Annotated in this window: 17 protein-coding genes, 1 other RNA gene and 1 pseudogene; 7 read left to right on the top strand and 12 right to left on the bottom strand. The window is 34.4% G+C overall.

Translation table 11 applies throughout. The features are described from left to right. Positions 1 to 49: 49 nt before the first annotated feature. Both MYRA21_RS19170 and MYRA21_RS11385 read left to right on the top strand, forming a co-directional pair. Positions 50 to 391, top strand: a pseudogene (locus MYRA21_RS19170) (transposase); the annotation flags it as partial. Next, the gene (locus MYRA21_RS11385) at positions 389 to 1,375 is read left to right on the top strand and encodes a transposase (protein ID WP_039330388.1); all 987 of its coding nucleotides are present in this window, start codon (positions 389 to 391) and stop codon (positions 1,373 to 1,375) included. The pseudogene MYRA21_RS19170 and the gene MYRA21_RS11385, both read left to right, overlap by 3 nt. 93 nt (positions 1,376 to 1,468) lie before the next feature. On the opposite strand, the gene ffs is transcribed toward MYRA21_RS11385, so the two are convergent. Beyond that, positions 1,469 to 1,567: signal recognition particle sRNA small type (gene ffs / locus MYRA21_RS18770), an RNA gene on the bottom strand. A gap of 88 nt (positions 1,568 to 1,655) precedes the next feature. Between ffs and MYRA21_RS11380 the strand changes: the two genes are divergently transcribed. After that, a complete protein-coding gene (locus tag MYRA21_RS11380; protein ID WP_006260824.1) occupies positions 1,656 to 2,753 on the top strand; it encodes a glutaminyl-peptide cyclotransferase in 1,098 nt (365 codons plus the stop codon). Positions 2,754 to 2,924: 171 nt separating this feature from the next. Here the strand turns inward: MYRA21_RS11380 and MYRA21_RS11375 are convergent, their stop codons facing one another. The 4 genes from MYRA21_RS11375 to MYRA21_RS11360 all read right to left on the bottom strand — a co-directional run bounded on the left by MYRA21_RS11375 (position 2,925) and on the right by MYRA21_RS11360 (position 6,057). Beyond that, on the bottom strand, positions 2,925 to 3,914 hold the full coding sequence (locus tag MYRA21_RS11375) for a hypothetical protein (RefSeq protein ID WP_006260823.1): 990 nt from the start codon (positions 3,912 to 3,914) through the stop codon (positions 2,925 to 2,927). A gap of 37 nt (positions 3,915 to 3,951) precedes the next feature. Continuing rightward, a complete protein-coding gene (locus MYRA21_RS11370; protein ID WP_006260822.1) occupies positions 3,952 to 4,629 on the bottom strand; it encodes a DUF2461 domain-containing protein in 678 nt (225 codons plus the stop codon). Next, on the bottom strand, positions 4,626 to 5,123 hold the full coding sequence (locus MYRA21_RS11365; protein ID WP_006260821.1) for a DNA-deoxyinosine glycosylase: 498 nt from the start codon (positions 5,121 to 5,123) through the stop codon (positions 4,626 to 4,628). The genes MYRA21_RS11370 and MYRA21_RS11365 overlap by 4 nt, the downstream gene beginning before the upstream one ends. Positions 5,124 to 5,235: 112 nt before the next feature. Beyond that, complete coding sequence (locus tag MYRA21_RS11360; RefSeq protein WP_006260820.1) at positions 5,236 to 6,057, bottom strand: AraC family transcriptional regulator; 822 nt, start codon at positions 6,055 to 6,057, stop codon at positions 5,236 to 5,238. Positions 6,058 to 6,178: 121 nt separating this feature from the next. Here MYRA21_RS11360 and MYRA21_RS11355 point away from each other — a divergent pair, with 121 nt between their 5' ends. Next, positions 6,179 to 7,102: a GNAT family N-acetyltransferase gene (locus tag MYRA21_RS11355; RefSeq protein WP_006260819.1), complete on the top strand. Its 924-nt coding sequence runs from the start codon at positions 6,179 to 6,181 to the stop codon at positions 7,100 to 7,102. A gap of 67 nt (positions 7,103 to 7,169) precedes the next feature. On the opposite strand, the gene pdxY is transcribed toward MYRA21_RS11355, so the two are convergent. The 3 genes from pdxY to MYRA21_RS11340 form a co-directional block, all read right to left on the bottom strand. After that, on the bottom strand, positions 7,170 to 8,024 hold the full coding sequence (gene pdxY / locus MYRA21_RS11350; protein ID WP_006263142.1) for a pyridoxal kinase: 855 nt from the start codon (positions 8,022 to 8,024) through the stop codon (positions 7,170 to 7,172). 352 nt (positions 8,025 to 8,376) lie between these two features. Further along, on the bottom strand, positions 8,377 to 9,444 hold the full coding sequence (locus tag MYRA21_RS11345) for an SDR family oxidoreductase (protein WP_006260817.1): 1,068 nt from the start codon (positions 9,442 to 9,444) through the stop codon (positions 8,377 to 8,379). Between the two features lie 90 nt (positions 9,445 to 9,534). After that, on the bottom strand, positions 9,535 to 10,107 hold the full coding sequence (locus MYRA21_RS11340) for a Crp/Fnr family transcriptional regulator (protein ID WP_039329058.1): 573 nt from the start codon (positions 10,105 to 10,107) through the stop codon (positions 9,535 to 9,537). Positions 10,108 to 10,189: 82 nt separating this feature from the next. Here MYRA21_RS11340 and MYRA21_RS11335 point away from each other — a divergent pair, with 82 nt between their 5' ends. Together MYRA21_RS11335 and MYRA21_RS11330 are read left to right on the top strand one after the other, a co-directional pair. Then, a complete protein-coding gene (locus MYRA21_RS11335) occupies positions 10,190 to 10,564 on the top strand; it encodes a hypothetical protein (RefSeq protein WP_006260815.1) in 375 nt (124 codons plus the stop codon). A gap of 2 nt (positions 10,565 to 10,566) precedes the next feature. Then, positions 10,567 to 11,061 (top strand): GNAT family N-acetyltransferase, encoded by a 495-nt coding sequence (locus MYRA21_RS11330; protein ID WP_006260814.1) that lies wholly within the window; start codon positions 10,567 to 10,569, stop codon positions 11,059 to 11,061. 42 nt (positions 11,062 to 11,103) lie between these two features. Here the strand turns inward: MYRA21_RS11330 and MYRA21_RS11325 are convergent, their stop codons facing one another. From MYRA21_RS11325 to dnaK, 4 genes are all read right to left on the bottom strand, one after another. After that, positions 11,104 to 11,850, bottom strand: a complete 747-nt coding sequence (locus MYRA21_RS11325) for a hypothetical protein (protein WP_006260813.1) — start codon at positions 11,848 to 11,850, stop codon at positions 11,104 to 11,106. 47 nt (positions 11,851 to 11,897) lie between these two features. Next, positions 11,898 to 12,242, bottom strand: a complete 345-nt coding sequence (locus MYRA21_RS11320) for a type II toxin-antitoxin system RelE/ParE family toxin (RefSeq protein WP_006256761.1) — start codon at positions 12,240 to 12,242, stop codon at positions 11,898 to 11,900. A gap of 4 nt (positions 12,243 to 12,246) precedes the next feature. Next, positions 12,247 to 12,483: a hypothetical protein gene (locus tag MYRA21_RS11315; RefSeq protein ID WP_006256762.1), complete on the bottom strand. Its 237-nt coding sequence runs from the start codon at positions 12,481 to 12,483 to the stop codon at positions 12,247 to 12,249. Positions 12,484 to 12,613: 130 nt separating this feature from the next. After that, positions 12,614 to 14,509, bottom strand: a complete 1,896-nt coding sequence (gene dnaK / locus MYRA21_RS11310) for a molecular chaperone DnaK (RefSeq protein ID WP_006256763.1) — start codon at positions 14,507 to 14,509, stop codon at positions 12,614 to 12,616. A gap of 406 nt (positions 14,510 to 14,915) precedes the next feature. Between dnaK and MYRA21_RS11305 the strand changes: the two genes are divergently transcribed. Beyond that, the gene (locus MYRA21_RS11305; RefSeq protein WP_006256764.1) at positions 14,916 to 16,340 is read left to right on the top strand and encodes an L-serine ammonia-lyase; all 1,425 of its coding nucleotides are present in this window, start codon (positions 14,916 to 14,918) and stop codon (positions 16,338 to 16,340) included. Positions 16,341 to 16,343 lie beyond the last annotated feature (3 nt).

Genomic DNA, 16,343 nt, shown 5'->3' with positions numbered 1-16,343 from the left:
ATCAACGTTAAAGGTTGGGGAGGAAAGTGTAAAATAATATCTTTGCCTTATGATGGATAGCCAAGAAATACTAAAACTAATCTTACCTACTTACTTAGTAGAACACTTCAATATTACCAAAATAGAAGAATTAGAAACAAAACTACATATCTACTTTGAAGAGAAGAATGATTACGCAAATCAATGTACAGAAAGACAGCTTATTTCTAAAGGTTTCTATAGTATGATTACTATTGAAGACTTCCCATTACGAGGTAAATCAGTTAAACTACATGTTCAACGTCGTCGTTGGACAGATAAACAAACAGGAGAAATTATATCACGTGATTGGAATATCATCGCAGAAGGAACACGAATGACTACAGAGTTTTCGGAGTTCTTAAAAAAATTGGCCGATACTAAAGTACTTAGCTGTAAGGTTATTGGTGAATTATTTGGGGTTAAAGGAGAGAAGTTTCAACGCCAATACAAACATAAAACTAGTGGTTTCAAACAATGGGATCAACAAGAACATGCACAAGACTGGCTACTCTACCCAGAAAATATAACTAATCAGTTGTCCATAGACGAAGTATGTTTATCTATGGGAGAGTTATATACTATACTGACTTCTAAAGCCAGTAAAGGTCAGGAAAAAACTATTGTTGCGATAGTTAAAGGAACAAAATCAGATACTGTAATTAAGCATCTATCTAAACTACCTAAAAAGCTTAGAGATAAAGTAACTGAGATTACTTTAGATATGGCAGGGGCTATGAAACAGATAGCTAAGAAGTGCTTTCCTAAAGCTGTACAGGTAATCGATCGTTTTCATGTACAAAAGCTTGTAAGCGAAGCTGTACAAGATATTAGAATAAAATATCGATGGGCTGAACTTGACGCTGAGAACACTGCTATTTTAAAGGCTAAGGAACAAGGCACTATATATAATCCTGAAATACTTACTAATGGAGATACTAAGAAGCAACTTTTAGTTCGCTCACGTTCTCTACTTTATAAAAACCAAATTAATTGGACATCTGATCAACAAGAAAGAGCTAAAATACTATTTGAATTATACCCAGAGATTAAACAAGCCTATCTATTAGCTAATAACCTTAGACAGATATATAATCTACAAATAGATAAAGAAATAGCCATGACTAAGCTAGCTCATTGGTTTAATGATATTGAAAAAGCTTCACTCAAACACTTTAGTACTGTTTTAAAGACTTTTAATGTACACTATAACGAAATCATCAATTACTTTATTAATAGAAGTACAAATGCTTCTGCGGAATCATTTAATGCCAAAATTAAATTCTTCCGTATGATGTATAGAGGTGTTAGAGATAAGAAGTTTTTCCTTTTTAGATTAACCAAACTTTTTGCGTAGTCCCCAACTTTTGTCACTGATCCATTCAAAGGAAAAGGAAAAAACTTTAGGGCAAAAAAAAATCTCCAACACGGAGATCTACAATTAAGAAAAAAATGGCAAGCTACCTACATCGCACCGCTACAACCTCGGACCTTTGCTGCGTTCCCACCCTGGAGGATTAAGAGGGAGCTGGTCGTGTAGGACTTGCCACTGCAAATATACAACGGTTTTTTATTTTTCCAAGCTTTTTCAACTATTCGCATTAGATTTGTATATTGTATCAAATTAAAAAATGACAATGAAAAAATATAACATTCTAGTTCCGTTAGCATTAGGAGTAGCTTTTATAAGCTGTTCAAACAAAAAAAATTTAGAAAAAAATGTTTTATCTATTGATACTACTCATCTAAAACAGCTATATAAGGGAAATGAAGACATAAAACTGAGTCTAAAAACTACCGAAAATGCGCAAGTAGACTCTGTAATTTATTACTTCAACGACAAAAAAGTAGGTGCTTCTATCAAAAATGAGGTGTTAAATCTAAACTTAGGTGAACAAAAGTTAGGTAAAACAACGATTAAAGCTGTTGCTTATGCTGAGAATTCGAATAAAGAATTCACTACGAATATAGAAATAACAGCTCCAAAAGAACCTGCTTTTTACAGCTATAAATTAGTAAACACTTATCCTCATGATCAAGAAGCCTATACACAAGGTCTAGAATTCTACAATGGTATTTTATACGAAAGTACAGGTAATGGCGAAGGTGGAGGAACAACGAACACGGGAAGAGGAACAGGTAAGAAAGGAATCTCTAGTGTACGCCAAGTAGATTATAAAACGGGTAAAATCATCAAGATTCACAAACAACCAATGGAGATCTTCGGTGAGGGGTGTACTATCTTAAATGGTAAACTATACCAACTAACTTATCAAAACAATGAAGCTTATGTATTCAACCCTGAAACATTAGAACAAGAAAAAACACTTCCTTATTTTCAGAAGATGGAAGGGTGGGGACTTACGAATGATGGTAAGCACCTGTATATGACATCAGGTTCTGAGTTTATCTATAAACTAGATCCAGAGACTTTTAAAGAAATAGACAGAGTAAGCGTATATACAGATAAGAATGTTATTCCATACGCTAATGAATTAGAATGGGTAGATGGTAAGATATATGCTAACTTCTACGCACAAAATGCAGTAGCTGTAATCAATCCTCAAACAGGAGCAATCGAAGCTGTTATAGACTTCAGCGAATTAGTAAACCTGACTACATATCACGAAGACAGAGATGTAATGAACGGTATCGCTTATAACCCACAAACTAAGACATTCTTCCTAACAGGTAAAAACTGGGACAAAATGTTCGAAGTACAGATTATTAAATAATTTAGGGAACTGAATAAAGGGAACTGGAAACTGAAAACAGAAAACTGGGAACTGGAAACTGGGAACAGGGAACCATAAACTGAAAACAGAAAACAGAAAACTGGAAACAGGGAACCATAAACTGAAAACAAAAAATGCTGACCATGGTCAGCATTTTTTATTATATGAATTTTATTCTTCTTCCCAATAATCACTACCTAAACCAATCCTAAGAAAATCTAATTGTTCATTATATATAAAGTGAATTCCATGCTCTGCCTCCCAATAACAATCGTTGTAGTGAATAAAAACAAGTTGTTCATTGGCGTTTAATACTATTCTTACACTATTAGGTGGCGCAACTAATTGCCATAATAATTCTCTATTCACATTAGCTTTTTCTAATACAAAATCCTTTTCATATTCCTCATTATAGTCCTGCCAAGCTACATTAAAAGATTTCTCCAAAGCCCCCATAGCAGTTACAAAAATCTCATCTTTATTCTTCTGCTCATATTCTTTTATGCAATTTACTATTCTCTCTTCCATCCCTGCTATAGCAAATAATTCCTCCTGTATGGAAATACGACACCCTCGATGACTTCCCCATATTAATGAAGATATAAAACGAGTACTTACCCATTCATAAACATCTTCATTATAATAAAACTCTAAGCCTGAATCGAGTAATTTATACTCCGCTTTTATAGGAGTTCTACTGTCATTTAAGTCTCGTGAAACCCACATCCCTTCTACAGTAAACAGTACTGATAAATGGGTGTTAAAGCCTGAAATATCAAATTTAAAAGACCATTCCTCTAAATCTTCATCCAATAAAACGATAACTTCTATGTCTAAATAATTCCAAAGCTGCTCAAGAGATATACTTTCTGCTGGTGTGGTGTAAATGTATTCTTGTTTATCGAAGGCATATCCTTTCTTTAATACTAATTGATGATATAAATAAGTAGTAAAACTTTCAAAAGTAACCTTCCATTTTGCAGAAAGAACTTGTCCGACAAATGAGTCTATTTGAGTAATTAATTGGCTATTTTCACTTAAGAAATAACTATCCAAAATAACATCAACAAAAACACTATCAGCTATTGGCAACTTATTCTCAAACTTCCAACTTGCAAACTGAAAAGGAATCAAATTCCCCAAATACTTAGAAGACACCATACTACACGCTTTCTATATAATTCAATTTCTCCAATAATTAATACCCATACAAGCTTTCTCCATTCACATCAGTAGTCAGTACATCTGACATATAGTCAAACAGTGGTCTCATCGCAAGAAACGTCTTAATTACCTCCTCTTTAAAATTAGGAGCTAATACCTCCTTATCAGTGAACGAACGCATCACGAGATACTGCTTCTTACGCAATAAGTCGATAGCAGGATGCTCCTTGTCAAATCCTTTAGGGGCAGTCTTTAGTTCCTCCCCTTGTAGTTCTCCAAAGTACTTCTGGAATTGTTCTTCTGCAATAATATCTCTTAGTTCACTTGCATCTATTTCTATCTCTTTGCGAATGCGCAATAAGTCTTCTTTGTTTGGCTCCCAAAAACCACCACCAACAAAACTTCTACCTGGCTCTATATTTACATAATACCCTCCTCTAAGCATTGGTTTAGTACGTCCTAAATGCAATCCAAAGTAATCCTTATAAGGTGTCTTGTCTTTTGAAAACCTTACATCTCTATAGATACGGTGTACATGAAATACATCTATACTATCATGTTGTTGCATCTCATCGTATATCATCTTGAAATACGCTTTAACCTCTGCGAATACCTTGTCGAAAGTAGGTTTATTCTCAGTAAACCAGGGTTTGTTGTTGTTTTGACTTAATGTGATTAGAAAATCAATATGCTCTTTTGTAAGTTGTTTCATAGTTTTGTTTTTAATTGTTGCCAATCTGCTATCTTTTCAGATAAACTCATACATGCGTTTGCTCCACTAGGTGAGGCTAATGTCAATAACTCAATACCTGCAATCGAACCAATGTGTTTCTTAAAGTATAGCGCTGCCTTCTGACTCGAAAATACAACAGTGTTGATATTAGGGTACTGTTGAAGTAAACCTTGTATATCATTTGCCTTTTCCTCTTGTATATCACTATCTAGACTACTCTTTCGTTCACAAGATTGCAATACATCCCATAAAGCTATACCGTGTTCTTGTATCAAGGCCACCCTATCCGAATACACTTCGCTAAACTCTTGTTCGAAAAGACAAAAGAGTATCTTCCAAAATGCATTTTGACGATTGCCATAATACTCTTGGTACAACAGTGACTTTATGCTAGGCATTGTCCCAAGAATAAGTACTTTAGCATTAGCATCAACAATTGGTTGAAAAGATGTAATTCGCTTTTGTTCTGACATGTATCAAAGGTATCACTATTTTTCATGAACAAGAAAATCATTCGATTACAGAAGTTAAATTGCTATGATTTATATCAATACACCTCTATTGTCAAATAGTTGTTTAAATCATCTATAAATGCGCTTGTCTATAGGCTAAAGGTGAGTGTCCTGTAGATTTTTTAAAATAACGACAGAAGCTAGTCGCATCTAAGAAATGAAGCTCTTCAGCTATTGTGTAGATAGGTTTATCCGTTGCGATAAGGTAAGACTGCGCTTGAGTGAGTACTAGTTCATTAATAATCGAAGAGACTGTCTTGCCCGTCTGCCTGCGTACCAAAGTCGTTAGATACTTAGGAGTGAGCTTTAGTTGATCAGCGTAGAACTGTACTGTGCGCTCAGCTAAATAATGCTGATGAACCAAATTATACAGTCTAAAAACAGTTGTTTCTTTCTTCGAACTTGGCTTCAACTTTACCTCATCTTGTTCATAAAATCGGTTAATATGAGCGATTAAAGAATACAATAGATACTTCATCGCATCAGGATAAAACACAGATGCATCTGTACTGCGATTGGCCAACAACAACTGATAGTAATCTATAAACACTTTTTGATCCCCCTCATTCAGATGAATAACAGGCTGTCTCACCAACTCGTTTAAAAACTGATAATTAGTAGGTAGAATAAGATCCTTTATACTATCCAGATCAAACAGCACACATAGATACTTCCCCTTACTTTCTATAGTAGGAATAGAGAACAAACGCTGTGGAAATACTGTCAATAGAGAACCTACAGAGAACATTTCTGTTTGGTTATCAACTTTGAGTTCATTACTTCCCTCCATACAATAAGACAGCAGTATTCCTTTCTCCCTATATGTAATAGTAGAGAATAAAGAAGGAATAATACTATCCGATGTTATAATCTGAATAGGGAAATGCTGACTCATCACTCTGTAGTTAATAAGTCAAAGTTAACAATAAAAACAACTTATTGCACATTTATAAAACAATACTGTCAATAGATAAATAAGGTCTTATTCAGAACTTTGCATCAAATAAAAAAGGATTATGACCAGTAAATCAGTAATTATAAAAGATACATCTTATACACTATATATCAACTATCAAGATGATGAACAAAAACGAAAAGAGTTCAATAGAATGTGTCAGAAGGTGTGGGAGTTTGACTTTGAAGGATACTACCAATCGGGATATTGGGGAGAGGACTGTATCATATTTTCTTTATTCCAAGAAGATAAGATAGTCGCACATACAACTTTAAGCCTATTCGAAATAACGAAGGATAATAAAACGTATAAAACAGGACAATTAGGTACTGTAATGACAGACCCTGCTTATCAAAACAAAGGTTTATCAAGATTCTTATTAGAATATATAGAAGCAGAATATAAAGATATCGTAATAGGTTACTTCTTGTTTGCAAATGATACAGTACTGGACTTCTACCCAAAATTTGGGTATGTACCTGTAGAAGAATATCAAGCTACACTAAAGGTGAATACAAAACCTTCTACTCTATCGAGTTTAGAGAAATTAGATTTAGACAATCCTACATCGCTTGCTCTATTTGAAGAATATGTCAAAAATGGATATACCTATAATAGGCTAAATACTAAAAATGTAGGGTTGGCTTTCTTTTATTGTTATGCTAATTTAGATTTTGGTTTTAAAAACTCTATTTACTACAGCAAAACATTGGATGCCATTATTATCTATGAGCAAGAAGAAAGCGAACTGACAATCTATTCTATTTATCAAAGAGATCACAATGTCAAACAACTCGATGCGATAATAGATGCATGTTGTACAGAAGAGACACAGACTATCTATTTTGCGTTTAGCCCTGAGATAGAACAAGCTACTTATAGCTTATATAAAGAAGATGACGATATCACGCTGATGGTGACAGAAGAGCTAATAGACTTATTCTTTGATCAGAAGACCATGGTAGCTTCGCTATCACATACATAAATTCTAAGTAGTTAGTAATAAATAAGAAAGGCAGTATGAAATATTAACGTACTGCCTTTGTGTTTTACTAATACTTTACTGCTAGAACATCTTGCGCTTGTAAGATAGCCATAGCATTCATTTCTTTCAATCTGTGCTGATGAACATATCTCAATACTTCAGACAAAAAGTTCATACTAATCTGTATAGCTTCTTCTATCGTACGACCTTTCGTTAGCTGTGCAGAGAGTGTTCCTGTGAATAAATCTCCTGTCCCTACTACTTCTACAGGTATATTATCAGCATAAAAATGAGTCAACTTACCTTCATTAATCAAGATGACTTCTACTTGATGATTAATATTCTCTTTCATTTCGGCTGTAGTCAAAACAATGGTTTTAGAAGACAATACCTCATCTGTCTGTACTGCTTCTAGTAGTTCTTGCTCATTAGTTATACACTTACCTAAAAGATATTCTAATTCGAAGTGATTAGGAGTTAAGATATCACTTAGCGCTAATAATCGCTCTTTAGAATAATCTGCCTGCTCTTTAGGAATATATAGCCCGTCTGTACGCGTATCTCCAAATACAGGGTCATAGATATAGGTGATGGTATGCTGTACTTTTAATTGCTTAATGAACTGTGCTGTCGCATCTATTATCTCTTTGCTTTTTAAGTACCCACTTACTACATACTGCGTAAGTTGTGCCGTGTTAATTTCTAATACTCCACGAGCCAGCTTTTCGAATAATTCTTTAGGTACAGCCTCTCCATAATAAACAGGCTTGTCTGTGTGACTTGATAAAAGAATGGTAGGCATCGCTACACAATTAATTCCGTGAAGCTGTATAGCAAAACTAGCTGAGTTATTCCCCACATACCCAGTAGAGACAGTACTCTGTATGGATATAATATGAGGTTCTATTGTGTTATTTGTCATGATAATGAAATGAGAAAACACTTCTATACTCTTGTCTATTTACTTCCATAAGACAAGGAAAATATACATCTGTGCTTCTTAAATTATTTCTTACAAAAATACAACTATAATCAGCAAGCGAGATAGTCCAGTTTAAAGAAAATTGATTAAACCCAGAATCAGTGATAGACAGATAAACGAAAAGTAATTATACAAAATAGCTCTGAATTAGTGATACAAGCATACTATAGTATGGTTTTAGAGCTAATGAAAGAGATATGAAGTAGAATTGCTTTGTAGTATTTGGCTAACGCTTATTCTGGGTTAAAATAATACCAATAAAAAAGCAGACCGTAGTCTGCTTAATTCTATTTTATGGTATAAGACGTTCTGCTTTTAATTGTTCAAATAGTTCTATGAAAGAGTCTTTTGTAGGTTTATAAGTTGTAAAGCCTAATCTCCTACTCTTAGACATATCAGTAATCACTTCTATAGGACGACCTAAATCTGCATCTGTATGCCATGGAGAGACTAATGTACCTAAATCCATAGCTAGTAGTTTATGCTTCGCTATAATAGTCTGCCATACCTCACTCTTCTGTAACAAGGTTGCTTCTAATGGTCTGATAGTATCCTTATACCCTTCAAAAGGTATATCAAAATAATTAGCTATTTCTTCCCATAGCCACTTCCATCTAAACACATCTCCATTGATAACATTGAATGCTTGATTCTTAGCTGTATCTGTAGTAGATGCCCATACCAACTGTTTTGCTAATACGCTTACATCAGTTACATCTGACACCCCATTCCACTGTGCTTCTGATCCTGGCCACACCATAGGAAGTCCTTCTTCCTTACATATACTCGCATACACAGCAAGTGTAATCCCCATATTCATCAGATTACCTACTGCATGCCCTATCAAAGTATGAGGTCTATGTATACTCCAAGTAAAACCGTCTCGCTCAGACGCTTTATACACTTCATCTTCTTGAGCATAATAGAAATTCTCTAATTCTAATCGAGGGTGTTCTTCTCTAACAGGGGTAATAGGTAAGATACCTGACTTCACATAAGATTCAAAAGGGCCTAAATAATGTTTTAATCCTGTTACTAAGGCTACATGCTTTATGCTCTGTTTAGGAGATAATACATCTAGTAAATTCCTAACTAAAGTAGCATTGACAATGATATTCTCTGCCTCTGTATCCTTACGCATCCATGTGGTAAAGTAAACATGGGTAGGAGCTATATCTTGTAAGGCTATAGCTAAACCTTCTGTATCTAATAAGTCTGCAGCAATGGGAATGACTCCGTCTACAATTCCTTTTGGATTTCTTGCGAATCCATATACTGTCCAATCTTGAGCGATTAGTTCTTTTGCTAGATTACTACCAGCGATACCACTAACGCCTACTACTAATGCTTTGTTCTTCATGATTCATTTCTTTGAAGACAAAGCTAAAGCAAGTAAAATAGCTGTGCATTGACCTAAGATAAGTCAATCCCTTGATCTAGATCAAGTAGATTACTTCATTTTTTTCTTAATACGGCTAACTGTTTCTAGGGTTAGACCTAAATAGGAAGCCAAAAGATGCTGTGGAATACGGTTGACTAAGTCTGGATAACAAGTAATGATTTGCGCATATTTCTCCTCTGCATTATAGGCTATATTACTCAATATACGTCTATCTTTATTCGCTAAACTGCGTTCATACAGTATTCTGAAATAGTTACTCATCACAGGCAGATCTATCACTATTCTATCATAGTCTTCTTTACTTATAAGCAGTAGCTCCACTTCTTCTAAGGCATCAATGTTCAATACTGCTTTTTCACCGGTAAAGAAACTATAAGAATCTGCCATCCACCAGCCTTCCCAACCAATGAAGTTAATATTCTCTACTCCTTTTTCGTCTATCACATAAGACTTCAGTACTCCTTTCGCAACAAAAGCCATGTGCTTACACACTTCTCCTTCTTGCAGTAGGTATTGCTTTCTCCTTAGTTTTTTAACTGTAAAATAATCTTCTAAACGAACAGTTTCTTCTGTGGTCAAGTGTACTTTTTCTTGAATGTGTTGAATTAATAGGTCAAACATAATAAGTCATATAACATCATATCAACAAAATTAAGTTTTTTAAAACTGCTTTTGATTACCTTTAGCTATTCATTATAACATTATGCCGATTATATCTCAACAAAACTTACTTATTCCTTATCCGCAAAAAGTAGCACTATCTGTACAGTTTGACTATGCTATCGTGGATATACACAACAGTTTTGATTACTTAGAAGAACTATGGGATGATATAGTTTTGACGATTACAAATGCTTTTAAGGATAGAGGAATTAGTATTCTAGAGAGCACAACCAATATCAATGAGGACTATACTATTATCAGCTATGAAGTGATAATCTTGGCTGTTCCTCCCTATATAGACTTTACCTTTATTTATAACGATTTGTATGATGTCGACTTACCTAGTTCATTTCTAATAAGTACTCCTAATCATTATAACAAGGAGATAAAAGACATTTTACTACAAACAAAATAACGATGATAAAACCAATTGATATTACCGACTTACCCCAGACTTTACATGTATTAGAAGAAGTAAAACAACATATGCTCAGTCAAGGTATTGATCAATGGGATGAATCTTATCCTAATAAAGATATTATCTCTAATGACATTCAAAAGAAGCAAGCTTATATCTATGTTGAACAAGAAGAAGTAATTGCTTATATGGTCTTAAACGAAGAATATGATGTAGAGTATAATGATCTACATTGGACTAGCCCTACTCCATTTATTGTTATCCATAGATTATTTGTCAGTCCTAAGGCACAAGGTAAAGGGATATCTAGTAAGATGATTCTATTCGCAGAACAATACGCCAAAGACAATAACTATGCATCTATTCGCTTTGATGCATATACACTAAATACTACTGCTAATGCGGTTTACACTAAAAAAGGTTATCAATTAGTAGGTACAGTTCAGTTTAGAAAAGGGGTGTTTAATTGTTATGAGAAAACACTATATTACTAATAAACTAAGTTTCTTATAGATTAACTATAGTATACACTGTATCTATTCCAATAGGTATTCATAAATTCTCACTCCAAACACTATACATCCTATTAATCCAAATATCACGCCACTCAATGCTGTCCAAAATTGATTGGGTTCTTTGATAAGCATTAATACACCTACAACAAGAAAAACTAAACATAAAAATAAATAGAATATATTTTTAAAAAACTCTTTTCTATCTTCCCTCTTTAGTTTTTTCGCATACTCTTCTAAATACAATTGCTTAATACTCTTATTATCATCGCTCCATTGTTTATAAATATCAGAGTATTTTTTTAAAGTATCAGTACATCCCATTATTTTATAAACTGAGTCTTCCAAGCTACTTCTTTGGTATACCTCATCGTCATTATGAAATAATTCTAATTCACTAAAGAAATCTTCTGTTTCATTATAAAACCAACTTAACTCTTCAAAATCAATACATATAATTTCATCATCTTTCACCTCATTCAATAAGAAATTGTAAAAATCTTTTCTCAATTGCTTTTTAGTAGATGTTTCAATAGCTAAATTATGATTAATTCTTTGTTGTAAATTACTAAGTACTATTGATTTATCAATTATCAAAGAAACTCTATTATCTCCTTCCGTTATATAACTTTCTATTAGTTTACTTTTTTGTTCATTCAGTAGTTCTAAATCATATAATTCTTGCCACAATTGTGGCAAAGTTCCTATAGCTTCTAGCTCTTCCTCCTCGTTATTTTTATTTTTAAAAGTTAAATACACTCTATTTGCCATAGTATCTGAAATTTACATACAATTAAAGATAACAAAAAACCGAGCCTTTACAGACTCGGTTTACTATTATTTCTCTGATATTCTTCTCTATCTTCATTGACATACATCTTATGAGGAGATTGCTTAGTATGAAAGATATCCAGAATAACAATATTCTCTTCAGTTACCTCATATAGAATTTTATACTCATAAACTAAGAGATACCTTCTCTCGAATCGACTATACATCATACCTTCTTTCTGTCCTAAATAGGGAAAATCAATTAACTGCTTGATTGCTTTAATAATATTATCCTTTACCTCTTTAGCCTTGCTTACACTGACATGATTAACATAATAGAAGTATATATCCCTTAATTGACTGGCTGCAAAATCAGATAATATTATTTTCATACTACTACCATTTAGTACTCATCTCTTCTACTTCCTCTAAGGTATAATACCTTCCCTCCTCATAGTCTTTACGAGATATAGCTAATCTGCTCTCTAATTCCTCTTCTGTCATAGGTAAAAACATCTCCTCTTCCACTCGTTTCAGAGCATTGACATATTCATTTATCTGGTCGATCAATGCCTCATCGTGAATATCCATAAGGGATTTAACTATCTGCTGTCTCTTTACCTCTACACTCATAACTAATTCATTTACAACACAAAGTTACACAAAATAAATAAACACATTCCTCCCTAACTATAAATTTACCACATAAAAAAACCGAGCCTATACAGACTCGGTTTCTCTCTTTACAACTATATAAGTGGGTTTACTTCACTTCTTCGTATTCTACATCTTGTGTACCATCAGCATCACCACCTTGGTTTGGCTGTCCTTGTTGAGGACCTGCTTGACCACCTTCAGCTTGTGCTTTGTACATTTCTTCAGATGCTGCTTTCCAAGCTTCGTTAATTTTGTCTAACGCTGGTTGGATAGTATCTAAGTTCTTAGTTTCAAAAGCTGTTTTTAATTCAGCTAAAGCTCCTTCGATATTAGATTTATTTCCTTCAGATAATTTATCTCCGAACTCTTTTAATTGTTTTTCTGTTTGGAAAATCATAGCATCAGCTTCGTTGATTTTCTCTACAGTTTCTTTTGCTTTTTTATCAGCATCAGCATTGGCTTCAGCTTCTTTTTTCATTCTTTGGATTTCTTCTTCAGTTAATCCAGATGAAGCTTCGATACGAATATCGTGAGATTTACCAGTTCCTTTATCTGTAGCAGATACTTTGATAATACCATTAGCATCGATATCGAAAGTTACTTCGATTTGAGGCACTCCTCTTTGTGCAGGTGGTAAACCATCTAAGTGAAAACGACCGATTGTTTTGTTATCATTAGCCATTGGTCTCTCTCCTTGTAATACGTGGATTTCAACCGATGGTTGGTTATCTGCAGCAGTAGAGAATACTTGAGATTTCTTAGTTGGAATAGTTGTATTAGATTCGATTAATTTAGTGAATACACCTCCCATAGTTTCAATACCTAATGAAAGTGGCGTAACATCTAATAATAATACATCTTTTACATCTCCAGTTAATACACCTCCTTGGATAGCAGCACCGATAGCTACAACCTCATCAGGGTTAACTCCTTTGTGTGGTTTTTTACCAAAGAATTTCTCTACTTCTTCTTGGATTCTTGGGATACGTGTAGATCCACCTACTAAGATTACCTCATCGATATCTGATTTAGATAAACCAGCATCTTTTAAAGCTTTCTCACAAGGAATCATAGAACGACGTACTAAATCATCTGATAATTGCTCAAATTTAGCTCTTGTCAATGTTTGTACCAAGTGTTTTGGTCCTGAAGCAGTAGCTGTTACATAAGGTAAGTTAATCTCTGTTTGTGTAGCAGAAGATAACTCAACTTTAGCTTTCTCAGCAGCTTCTTTTAAACGTTGTAATGCCATAGCATCTTTACGTAAATCTACTCCTTCAGCAGAATTAAACTCATCTGCTAACCAGTTGATAATTACGTTATCGAAATCATCTCCTCCTAAGTGAGTATCTCCATTAGTAGATAATACTTCGAATACACCGTCTCCTAACTCAAGGATAGAGATATCGAATGTACCACCACCTAAGTCATATACTACTACTTTTTGATCTTTTCCTGTTTTGTCTAATCCGTATGCTAACGCAGCCGCTGTAGGCTCGTTAATGATACGTCTTACTTTTAATCCTGCAATCTCTCCTGCTTCTTTTGTCGCTTGACGTTGTGCGTCATTAAAGTAAGCTGGTACAGTAATAACTGCTTCCGATACTTCTTGTCCTAAGAAATCTTCAGCTGTCTTTTTCATTTTTTGTAGTGTCATCGCAGAGATTTCTTGTGGCGTATATAAACGTCCATCGATATCTACACGTGGAGTATCATTATCTCCTTTTACTACTTGGTAAGGTACTGCTGTTGCTTCTTTCGCAGCCTCACTATATTTCTCTCCCATAAAACGTTTGATAGACGCAACTGTTTTTGTTGGGTTAGTTACAGCCTGACGTTTTGCAGGATCACCTACTTTAATCTCTCCACCTTCTACGAAAGCTACGATAGATGGTGTAGTTCTTTTTCCTTCAGCGTTTGAAATTACTACTGGCTCGTTTCCTTCCATTACAGAAACACAAGAGTTTGTAGTTCCTAAGTCAATACCAATTATTTTACTCATAATATTTTCTATAGTTTATTTTTATACTTAATTCATTGTCGTGAGCTTCATGCTCGGTTACTCTTAAACAATCTTTGTGCCAACAGAAAAAATTGAATATTTTGTCTGTTTTTAGGTCATTTTATCTTTTAAATAATGTCATATTGTCATTTACCTCTCTTTTAGATAAGAAATAAGCATACATAACGTCAGTATATACTGACAATGATACCTCTCCTTAAGAAGCCCTCTCCTTAAAAAACACATCACTTACTACTCCTACTTAGTAATCAATACAAGAAACATAAAACAACTATATAATTATCTATCCACATAATTCCCTTCCCATCTTGCGTTAAATAAATCTCTAAAAGTTGTCTCTGATTAGAATTTAGCTATCTTCGTATTATTAAATCACTACTATTTTATGGAATGTATTTCTGTATTTGATATGCTCAAAATCGGTGTAGGACCATCTAGTTCGCATACTTTAGGTCCTTGGAGAGCCGCTGAGCTTTTTTTAAAAGAATTGCGTGATCGCAATATCTTTGACCAAGTTTCTTCTCTGAAAATAGATTTATTTGGTTCACTTTCTCTTACGGGAGTAGGGCACGCTACTGACTTAGCTGTCATGTTAGGACTAAGTGGAGCTGATCCAGAATATGTCCCTGTCGAAGACATTAGTGGTATTATTGATCATATTAATGCTTCACAGTCTTTATTATTAGGAGGAACAATGCCTGTAGTGTTTAACCCTAAGGAAAACATTGTATTTAATAGAAACTTCCTCCCTTTCCATGCTAATGGAATGACATTTACTGTACAATATGGTGAACATGAACTATATGAATCTACCTTTTATTCTATCGGTGGAGGATTTGTAGTAAAAGAAGAAAACCCTGATAATCAAGAGAAAGAAGAGATCAAAGCTACTTTCCCTTTCCCTATAGAAAAAGCTACGGAATTATTAGCCTACTGTAAAGAGCAGAATATGTCTATCTCTGAATTAGTATATGAAAATGAAAAGTCTATACGTTCAGAAGAAGAGATACATAATGAGTTATTACGCGTGTGGAATACCATGCTAGAGTGTATGTATATCGGATGTCATACAGAAGGTATATTACCAGGAGGCCTTAACGTACGTAGACGTGCTTATGACACTCATTCTAAACTGAAAGGAGACCTCCCTTATAACACACCTCAAGAATGGTTACAGACTATTCGTAAGACAAAGGTTTACTTTAGACAGATATTGAAATGGGTAAGTTGTTTTGCCTTAGCTGTTAATGAAGTGAATGCTTCTCTTGGGCGTGTAGTGACTGCCCCTACTAATGGTAGTGCAGGAGTTATACCAGCGGTATTAATGTATTATCTAGTTATAGAGAACCATAAAGCAGGCGATAAAGAAATCAAACAGTTCTTAATGGTAGCTGGCGAAATAGGTAGTATCTTTAAAAAGGGAGCTACGATATCTGCTGCTATGGGAGGATGCCAAGCAGAGATTGGGGTTTCTAGTGCAATGGCTGCTGGTGCCTTATGTGAGCTAATGGGAGGTACTCCAGAACAAGTAACTGTAGCAGCTGAGATAGCTATGGAACATCACTTAGGACTGACATGTGACCCTATCGGAGGTCTAGTTCAAGTACCTTGCATAGAAAGAAACACGATGGGCGCTATTAAAGCTATTAATGCAGCAGAGCTTGCTTTAGATACTGACCCTAAGAATGCAAAAGTTCCTTTAGACAAAGTAGTCAATACAATGTGGGAAACTGCAAAAGACATGAATAATAAATACAAAGAGACTTCAGAAGGTGGTCTTGCTGTAGCTGTAAACTTATCAGACTGTTAAACA

Source organism: Myroides sp. A21, from assembly GCF_000807225.1.
Taxonomy (GTDB): Bacteria; Bacteroidota; Bacteroidia; order Flavobacteriales; family Flavobacteriaceae; genus Flavobacterium; species Flavobacterium odoratimimum.
Note: the sequence above shows the minus strand (reverse complement) of the source record. Positions and strands in the feature narration are given on the sequence as shown.